This is a genomic window from Flavobacterium sp., from assembly GCF_041911335.1.
Taxonomy (GTDB): domain Bacteria; phylum Bacteroidota; class Bacteroidia; order Flavobacteriales; family Flavobacteriaceae; genus Flavobacterium.
Genome location: NZ_JAYRPD010000051.1, coordinates 1 through 9,240 on the forward strand (window position 1 = coordinate 1; position 9,240 = coordinate 9,240).

Genomic DNA, 9,240 nt, shown 5'->3' on the forward strand with positions numbered 1-9,240 from the left:
TATTTTTCGTAATACTTCCAAAATTCTTTTGTAATTTGCGTCTAAGTTGTTCATTGTAAATGTTTTGTGGTTAATTCAATTTACTGATTTTCAATCAAATGAACAACTTTTGTCTCACTTAATTCATAATGCACAACGGGTTATAAATTGTTTTTTTATCTGCATTGCTACTTTCATTATTGTAAAATACCTCAATTATCCGGCAGTTGGTTTGGTGGATAATAAAAGGGCAACTTCCGTTAGAAACTGGATTACGGGAATCACCTTGCTGATGATTATTCCGAGTGTGTATTTTGCTTATCGCTTTATTCAGCAACAAAGATTTTATGACAAAGTTTCACAGTTTATCACCAAAGAATTTGAAGATAAAGGAAATACCATAGTTTACCGGAAAACATTTTATTCCACTGATCCGCGTCGAGTGGAATTGGCGTTTCTTACACGACGTTTTACGGCGGCTCAAATTGCCGAAGAAAACCAAAAAATGGCAGACTTCGGTTTAGAAAATACCAAACTGATTATTCGTCAGGACAGTGCTTTCCTCGCAAAAGCCAATAAAATTCAGAATAATGAAGCCGGCAATGACGCTGCGAAAATCGCTTCCGAATTGAACGCCAAAATAGACCGCTATACCTTCAATACAGAAAATCTTTATTCCGAAGCCAAAGCAATATTCCCCGACTTGAAGTCACTTTCTGCTGCAAAGCAGGAAATACTTTCTGATGCTGATTCTGCCGCTGTAATTCCTGTAGCGATATACGAATCTGAAAAAGAACTCCCGGAAGCCGAAAAACAAAAACTTAGAAAATGGTTACAGGTTAGGTTGAAGGTAGATACACTCGAACTTTACAACAGAAAAAAATAATGATACCTTATTACTATTTAATACTTCTTATTTCGTTGTCTGCGGGTTTGGCGTATGTCAATCAGCGGTTTATCAAACTGCCTTTCGTTATTGGTTTGTTTTTTCTCTCTGTCGTTTTGTCGCTTGTGGTAATAATCACGAAAAATTTTTATGCGGAACCTTTTCTTCAGATTCGTGATTTGGTGGTACAATCCGACATCAGTAGTTCGGTATTAAATATCTTTTTGGGTTTTCTGCTCTTTGCCGGCGCGCTTCACACCAATTGGTTTGTACTTAAAAACCACCTGAAAAACATCAGCGTTTTGGCAGTTGGCGGAGTTCTGTTTTCCACGATTTTCATTGCGTTTGTCTTTCATTATGTCGCATTGCTTTTAGGATTGGATATTCCGATGCTTTACTGTTTTATTTTCGGGGCGCTCATTTCGCCAACTGATCCAATTGCAGTTTTAGCATTCTGAAAGAAGCCAAAGTTTCTGAAAAAGTGGAAATTACGATTGTGGGCGAATCGCTATTTAATGATGGTATTGGCGTAGTTTTGTTCATTGCGCTTACCGAAATGATAGGCGTAAATGCGGTGGGCTTTGATGCCGGTCATTTTGCATGGCTCTTCCTTCAGGAAGCCGTGGGCGGAGTTATTTTCGGACTGGTTATCGGTTACACTTTACATTATTTACTTTCCACGATAGACCATTATGAAACCGAAGTTTTATTAACCCTCGCGTTTGTGATGTTGGGCTATTTTATTTCTTCGACATTGCATATTTCCGGGGCTTTGGCGATGGTAATTATGGGTTTGATGGTCGGTAATTTTCGGAAAGGACAGGCTATGAGCGACAGAACCGAAGAGTATGTCGCTAAATTTTGGGAATTGGTGGATGTAATACTGAATGCGCTTTTATTTATTCTAATCGCCTTGGTTTTGGTAGTCATTGATTTCGATATTAAATATTTGATTTTGGGTGTTTTATCCGTCCTTATCCTCATATTTTCACGCTTTTTGGCGGTGAGTGTGCCGAGAAGACTGTTTCCAAGGCTTTTGGACATTCGTAAAGACGAAGCAAAAGTCATCATTTGGGGCGGTTTGCGTGGTGGTTTGTCGTTGGCGTTGGTCCTGTCACTTCCCGATAATGAAACCCGCGATATTCTTTTGGTAGTTACGTACATTGCAGTGGTGTTCAGCATTCTCATTCAGGGGATTACCATTGGCAGATTTTCTAAAAGAGTGTTGAGAGAACAATAGTGATCAGACCGTTCACTCAAGTATACTTGGAACATATTCATTGATTTGCACTGAAACTCCTTACTTAATCAAAGTAAGTAAAGTAACAACATTTCGCCAAAAGAAAATTTTTATTTTTTCTTTCAGAAAAAAAATGGATAAATTCAATGAAGATAAATGCATTCTAATCAGTGTACTTCTTAAAATTGCTTTATTAATCCCTTTTTTAATAGGAAAAATAATTTTAAAAAAATAAAATTTTTCTTTTGTCGAAATTTGGTTACTTACTTACTCATTTATACTTTTCCTCTTTTTACTTTCGATTGCAGGTTGTATATTTAGCAATTAAATTATTTTATAAAATTAAATAAAGCAAATGGCTAAAAAGAAAAAAGAAGAAGTTCAAGAAACGATAGAGAAAACGTTGTGGAAAGCAGCGGATAAGTTGCGTAAAAACATTAATGCTGCCGAGTATAAAGATGTCGTTCTTGGATTGATTTTCTTAAAATATATATCAATTGCATTTGAAAAATTGCATGCAGAATTAACAGAACAGATTGATCAAGGTGCTGATCCTGAAGATAGAGAAGAATATACCGCAGAAAATGTATTTTTCGTTCCACCATCAGCTCGATGGTCTTTTTTGCAAAGCTCGGCAACACAAACTACGATTGGTAAAATTGTAGACGATGCAATGGATGCTATCGAAGCAGAAAATGCGCAATTAAAAGGAATTTTACCAAAAGTTTATGCCAAACAAAATCTAGATCCAACAAGTTTAGGAGAATTAATTAATCTTATTGGTAATATCGACTTTGGAGATACCCAGGAGCGTTCTGCCGATGTTTTAGGTCATGTGTTCGAGTATTTCCTAGGGCAGTTTGCGTTGGCAGAGGGTCAAAAAGGCGGACAATTCTATACACCTCGTTCGGTTGTAGAATTATTGGTAGAAATGTTAGAACCTTACAAAGGTCGTGTATTCGATCCGTGTTGTGGTTCGGGTGGTATGTTTGTGCAGTCAGAGAAATTCGTAACTGAGCGTCAAGGTCGTATTGATGATATCTCGATTTACGGACAAGAGTCCAACCAAACCACTTGGCGTTTGGCGAAGATGAACTTGGCCATTCGTGGAATTGATTCTACGGGTGTAAAATGGAATTCGGAAGGTTCGTTTTTGAACGATGCACACAAAGATTTAAAAGCCGATTATATCATTGCGAATCCTCCGTTTAACGTCAGCGATTGGTCGGGTGATTTATTGCGTAACGATGCGCGTTGGCAGTATGGCGTACCGCCGGTAGGCAATGCCAACTTTGCCTGGTTGCAACATTTTATTCATCACTTGGCACCAACAGGGCAAGCAGGTGTGGTATTGGCAAAAGGCGCCTTAACGTCTAAAACTTCAGGTGAAGGCGAAATCCGTAAAAAATTAATCGAAGAAGGATTAATTGACTGTATCGTCAACTTACCAGCTAAACTTTTCTTGAATACGCAAATTCCTGCGGCCTTATGGTTTATGCGTCGTAAGAAAGTACCGAATCCTAAATACCGCAATACCGAAAACGAAATTTTGTTTATCGATGCCCGTAATTTAGGGCATCTCATCAACCGTAGAAACCGTGAGTTGAGCAAAGAAGATATCGACTTAATCGCTTCTACTTACCACAATTGGCGTAATGTCGATGGGAAATACGAAGATGTAGCCGGTTTCTGTGCTTCGGTTCCGGTATCTAAAGTCGCCGAGTTAGATTATGTACTAACGCCTGGGCGTTATGTAGGTTTACCTGACGAAGAAGACGATTTCAACTTTGTAGAACGTTTTACTTCGCTAAAAGCAACTTTGGAAGAACAATTAGCCAGAGAAGCGGAATTGAATGCGATAATTGCGGAGAACTTGTCTAAAATAGAACTGCCAAAAGAATGAGTAAAGATTTAACCCTTTCCCAACAACATATAGAAAACCGAATTTTTACGATTCGGGGGAAACAAGTCATGTTCGACAGAGATCTGGCAGAAATGTACCAGGTGGAAGTAAAAAGATTAAATGAGCAAGTAAAACGGAACATTGACCGGTTTCCTGAAACATTTCGTTTTCAGCTGAATAGCCAAGAAAAAGATGAACTGGTCGCAAATTGCGACCGGTTCGAATCGTTAAAACATTCCGCCGTAAATCCGTATGCTTTTACAGAGCAAGGTGTAGCGATGCTGTCTGTTATTTTTAAATTCAATTAAGAGTCCTATGACAAACGAAATTATACTCTACCAATCGGATGATTTACCAGAACGGATTGAAGTAATCATAGAAGGAGAAACTGTTTGGCTGTCTCAAGAGCAAATGGCTCAACTCTTTAATCAAACGAAGCAAAATATAAGCTTACATATCAACAATTGCTATAAGGAAGGAGAATTAGATAGAAAGGCAACTGTCAAGGAATCCTTGACAGTTCGAAAAGAAGGAAATAGAACCGTGCGTAGAATGATAGAGTTCTATAACCTCGATGTAATTATCTCTGTTGGTTATCGCGTTAAATCAAAGCAGGGTACTCAGTTTAGAATTTGGGCTACGAACGTATTGAGAGAGTATTTATTAAAAGGGTATGCACTGAATCAACGTATGGATCGAGTTGAAAACCATGTGGACGAGCTCAGTAAGAAAATGGATATCATATCTTTACAGATCGAATCTAATAAACTTCCTAATCAAGGCGTTTTCTTCAATGGACAGGTGTTTGATGCTTACAACTTTGTGTCTAATCTGGTACGAAATGCCAAATCCTCTATTCTCCTTATCGATAATTATGTGGACGACACGGTGTTGACCTTATTAAGTAAAAGGAAAAAGAATGTGAAAGCCAATATCTATACGGCAACTATTAGCCAACAGCTGCGCTTGGATCTGCAGAAACATAATCAGCAGTATCCAGCAATAGGTATCCATTTATTCAAACAAAGCCACGACCGCTTTTTAATCATTGATGAAAAGGAGTTGTACCACATTGGCGCTTCGCTAAAAGATTTAGGAAAAAAGTGGTTTGCCTTCTCCAAAATGGATAGCTTGTGTAAGGATGTATTGAGTAAAATTAAAAAAGAGAAGGATGGAGAATAGGAAAATTATTGAAATTGGAGAAATTCTTGAAAAAGCAAATACAGGATTAGATGCAATTAAAAGAGCTCCAATAGTAGAATATGATTCAGGTATAAAGTGTTTGAGAATTCAAGATGTCTCTCAATCTAAGAAATTTGAGGACTGGGGTTTTACTGAAGTCTCAGAAAATAATTTTGGAAAATTTCAATTAAAAAAGGGTGATATTATTGTAGCTAGAACTGGAGCAACAATTGGTGTAAATAGATTTATAAATGAAGATATTAATGCAGTTTTCAATAATGGCTTAATAAAATTAAAGGTTAATGAAAATAAATGTTTACCAAAATATTTATTTTATAATCTACAATCATATAACTATTGGGGATATATAGATGGTATTTCAGGTGGAACTTCTACTCAACCAAATATGCAGATAAATGCATTATTAAAGTATGAAATCCAACTTCCCCCACTTCCCGAGCAAAAAGCCATTGCATCGGTATTGTCAAGTTTGGATGATAAAATCGACTTATTACACCAACAAAACCAAACCTTAGAGGCTTTGGCGGAAACATTATTCCGTCAGTGGTTTATTGAGCGCTGTCCTGAGCCTGTCGAAGGAGAAGCGAAAGAGGATTGGGAGGAGCTTCCATTCTCTGAATGGATTAATGAAACAGTTGGTGGAGATTGGGGGAAAGAAACTCTCCAAGATGAATTTACTAAAGAAGTTTATTGTATTAGAGGAACTGATATTGCTGATCTTTTAATTGGGATTCCAACCAAAACTCCAATAAGATTTGTAAAAGAAAAGAAATTCCAATCTATAGAACCAAAAGAAGGAGATATAATAATTGAAATTTCAGGAGGTACAGAAAATCAATCTACTGGTAGAGCATATTTTATAAATAATGAGATAAAATCATTATTTGGTAAAGACTTAGTATTCTCAAATTTTTGTAGATTAATTAGAATAAAAGATTCAAACTATTCATTTTTTGTGTATTTGTATTTAAAATACTTATATGATCAGGATGAATTTTTCAATTTAGAAAATGGCAGTTCGGGAATAAAAAATCTCGATTATAAATCTCTATTATTTGAAAATAAGTATAAGATGCCAAAAGAAGATTTAGTTTTAAAATTTAATGATCAAGTATCTAATAATTATAAGAAAATAAATCAAAATAAATTTCAAATCCAAACCCTAACAAAACTTCGCGATACCTTATTGCCTAAGTTAATGAGTGGCGAGGTAAGGGTGAAGATTTAAGTTTGTGAAAAATAATTGACAGGAAGTGTTATCTAAAATAATATAAAAATTGTATCTTTGCAGTGAATATAACATTTGGTGATAAAAAATTAAGAAAGATAGCCAACGATCAAAGAAAGTGTTTTCAAGAATTAGGGCAGCTTAGAGGTAAAAAGTTACTTCAACGTTTATCTGATTTGAGGGTTGCAGAAACATTAGAAGATGTGAGGCATTTGCCAGGACGGTTCCATGAACTCGTTGGTGATAGAAAAGGGCAATGGGCATGCGACTTAGACCATCCCTACCGTTTAATTTTCAAACCACATGAAAACCCTATTCCTACAGACGAACACGGTAAATATATTTGGGTAGAAATACTTGGAGTAGAGGTTATCGAAATTAAAGATTATCATTAATAACACTTAAAGAAGTAAATTATGATACCACAAAATGAATTCATTCTAGATATTGCATTCCATCCTGGAGAAACTTTAGCTGAAAAATTAGAAGAAATAAACATGGGTCCTAAAGAATTTGCTATTCGGACAGGTAAACCAGAAAAAACCATTAATGCTGTACTCAAAGGAGAAAGTGCGATTACTCCGGATATGGCTATTTTATTTGAAGATGTTTTACAAATCCCTGCCCGTTTTTGGCTAAAACAACAATATGAATACGACGAATATATCGCTCGCCAAAAACGACAATCTGTTATAGCCTTAGCAAAAGATTGGGCACGTGCTTTTCCATATGCTGAAATGGCTAAATTGGGTTGGGTAATTCCGACAACCAAAGTTGAAGAAAAAGTTGTACACTTATTTAAGTACTTTGGTTTAAGCTCGTCTGAAGCTTGGGAAGAATATTTCTATAAGCAACAATTAAAGGTTGCTTTTAGAATTTCATTGCACAATACTAAAAATCCTCATGCCTTATCAGCTTGGATACGGCAAGGGGAACTACAAGCTAATAGAATAGAAGCGCCAGCTTTCGATAAGCAATTACTGATAAATCAGCTTTCGGACATAAAAAATGTAATGGCTGCACACCCACAAGATTTCTTTGTGCAATTACAGCAATTGTGTCTAAAAGCGGGGGTAAAAATAATTTATACACCTTGTGTAAAACAAGCACCTATTAGTGGAGCAACTCGTTGGATCAATAATCATCCTGTAATTCAACTAACAGGACGTTATAACCAAAATGATCGTTTTTGGTTTACCTTTTTCCATGAAATTGGGCACGTTTTATTACACGGTAAAAAAGAGATCTTCTTAGAAGATATAGAATATTCTGATTATGATAAACAGAAAGAGCAGGAAGCCGATGATTTTGCTGTAAAATGGACGTTTTCTGAAGAGCAGGAAAATGAAGTTTTGAAAAATGAAGATCTGACAGAGAGAGAAATTGTGGAATTTGCTAATAAATTCAATACACATCCTGCTATAATTATTGGACGTTTACAAAAGAAAGAAATCATACATTATTCACAAGGAAGGCAGTTTTTTCTTAAACTAAACTTTAATAACTCCAACTAATGATATGACCGAAAACGAAATTGAAAAACTCGCTATAGCATTATTAGAGCAACAGGGGTATACGTATATCAATGGGGTTCATTTAGCCCCTGATGCGCCTGATTCTGAAAGAACAACTTTTGAAGAAGTGGTGTTAAAACAACGATTAGAAAATGCGGTTCGCCGTATCAATCCAACTATTCCTCTTGATGCACAACAAGATGCAGTGAAGCAAATCTTGCGTATTGCTTCGCCTGATGTGTTATCCAATAACGAAACATTTCACCGTTTACTAACGGAGGGTATTCCTGTTACCAAACGTGTAGATGGTCAGGTACGTGGGGATCGTGTGTTTTTAATTGATTTTGAAAATCCATTGCACAACGAATTTTTAGTAGTCAATCAGTTCACAATCGTAGAAAATGGAGTAAACAAAAGACCAGACATCATTCTGTTTGTCAATGGTTTACCTTTAGTCGTTATCGAGTTAAAGAACGCTACGGATGATAAAACCACCATTCAGTCTGCCTTCCGCCAAATAGAAACCTATAAAGCAATGATCTCATCATTGTTTACTTTCAATGCTTTTTCGGTTATTTCTGATGGATTGGAAGCAAAAGCAGGAACCATTTCAGCAGGTTTGAGCCGTTTTATGGCTTGGAAAACCACAGATGGTGTCAAAGAAGCATCGAAACAAATCAGCCAATTAGAAACATTAATAAAAGGAATGTTGCAACCAAGCGTATTATTGGATTTGGTTAGACATTTTGTGGTTTTTGAGAAATTCAAAAAAGAAGATGCAGATGGAATTGTTACTGTACAAACGGTAAAGAAATTAGCAGCCTATCATCAATATTATGCCGTAAATCGTGCGGTAGAATCTACTAAAAGAGCTTCTGGTTTTGTTTCAAAACAAACAATAGGGAATTTATTAAATGAATCTCCTGAAAGCTATGGTTTACCAGGCGTGAAAAACCAACCTGAAGGCGACCGAAAAGGTGGTGTGGTTTGGCATACACAAGGTTCGGGTAAATCTTTATCTATGGTGTTTTATACAGGTAAAATTGTTTTGGCATTAGATAACCCAACGGTTTTAGTCATTACGGATCGTAATGATTTGGACGATCAATTATTTGACACATTTGCAGCTTCTAAACAATTATTGCGTCAAGATCCTGTTCAAGCAACGGATCGCAAACAATTGAAAGACTTATTGAAAGTCAATTCAGGAGGGGTAATTTTTACGACGATACAAAAATTTCAACCGGAAGAAGGAAATGTTTTTGAAACATTATCTACTAGAGAAAA

8 protein-coding genes and 1 pseudogene are annotated in these 9,240 nt (G+C 36.2%); all 9 read left to right on the plus strand.

The features are described from left to right. The first annotated feature begins 64 nt into the window (after window positions 1-64). Window positions 65-865 (plus strand): hypothetical protein, encoded by an 801-nt coding sequence (locus ACE3PD_RS08390; RefSeq protein WP_374401419.1) that lies wholly within the window; start codon window positions 65-67, stop codon window positions 863-865. Continuing rightward, window positions 865-2,105 (plus strand): annotated as a pseudogene (locus ACE3PD_RS08395) (cation:proton antiporter). Before ACE3PD_RS08390 ends, ACE3PD_RS08395 begins: the two are co-directional and overlap by 1 nt. A gap of 355 nt (window positions 2,106-2,460) precedes the next feature. After that, entirely contained in the window at window positions 2,461-4,008 is a 1,548-nt protein-coding gene (locus ACE3PD_RS08400; RefSeq protein WP_374401422.1) for an N-6 DNA methylase, read from the plus strand. Next, the gene (locus ACE3PD_RS08405) at window positions 4,005-4,316 is read left to right on the plus strand and encodes an ORF6N domain-containing protein (RefSeq protein ID WP_083541305.1); all 312 of its coding nucleotides are present in this window, start codon (window positions 4,005-4,007) and stop codon (window positions 4,314-4,316) included. Before ACE3PD_RS08400 ends, ACE3PD_RS08405 begins: the two co-directional genes overlap by 4 nt. 7 nt (window positions 4,317-4,323) lie before the next feature. Beyond that, a complete protein-coding gene (locus ACE3PD_RS08410; protein ID WP_374401424.1) occupies window positions 4,324-5,190 on the plus strand; it encodes a virulence RhuM family protein in 867 nt (288 codons plus the stop codon). Beyond that, a complete protein-coding gene (locus tag ACE3PD_RS08415) occupies window positions 5,180-6,439 on the plus strand; it encodes a restriction endonuclease subunit S (RefSeq protein ID WP_374401426.1) in 1,260 nt (419 codons plus the stop codon). Before ACE3PD_RS08410 ends, ACE3PD_RS08415 begins: the two co-directional genes overlap by 11 nt. Before the next feature lie 176 nt (window positions 6,440-6,615). Next, window positions 6,616-6,834 carry a type II toxin-antitoxin system RelE/ParE family toxin gene (locus ACE3PD_RS08420; RefSeq protein WP_374401429.1) on the plus strand — a complete coding sequence of 73 codons (219 nt, stop codon included), beginning with the start codon at window positions 6,616-6,618 and terminating at the stop codon, window positions 6,832-6,834. Between the two features lie 21 nt (window positions 6,835-6,855). Further along, complete coding sequence (locus ACE3PD_RS08425; protein ID WP_374401431.1) at window positions 6,856-7,953, plus strand: HigA family addiction module antitoxin; 1,098 nt, start codon at window positions 6,856-6,858, stop codon at window positions 7,951-7,953. Between the two features lie 4 nt (window positions 7,954-7,957). Beyond that, window positions 7,958-9,240, plus strand: a 1,283-nt coding sequence (locus ACE3PD_RS08430; protein ID WP_374401434.1) for a type I restriction endonuclease subunit R, incomplete at its 3' end; no start/stop codon positions are given.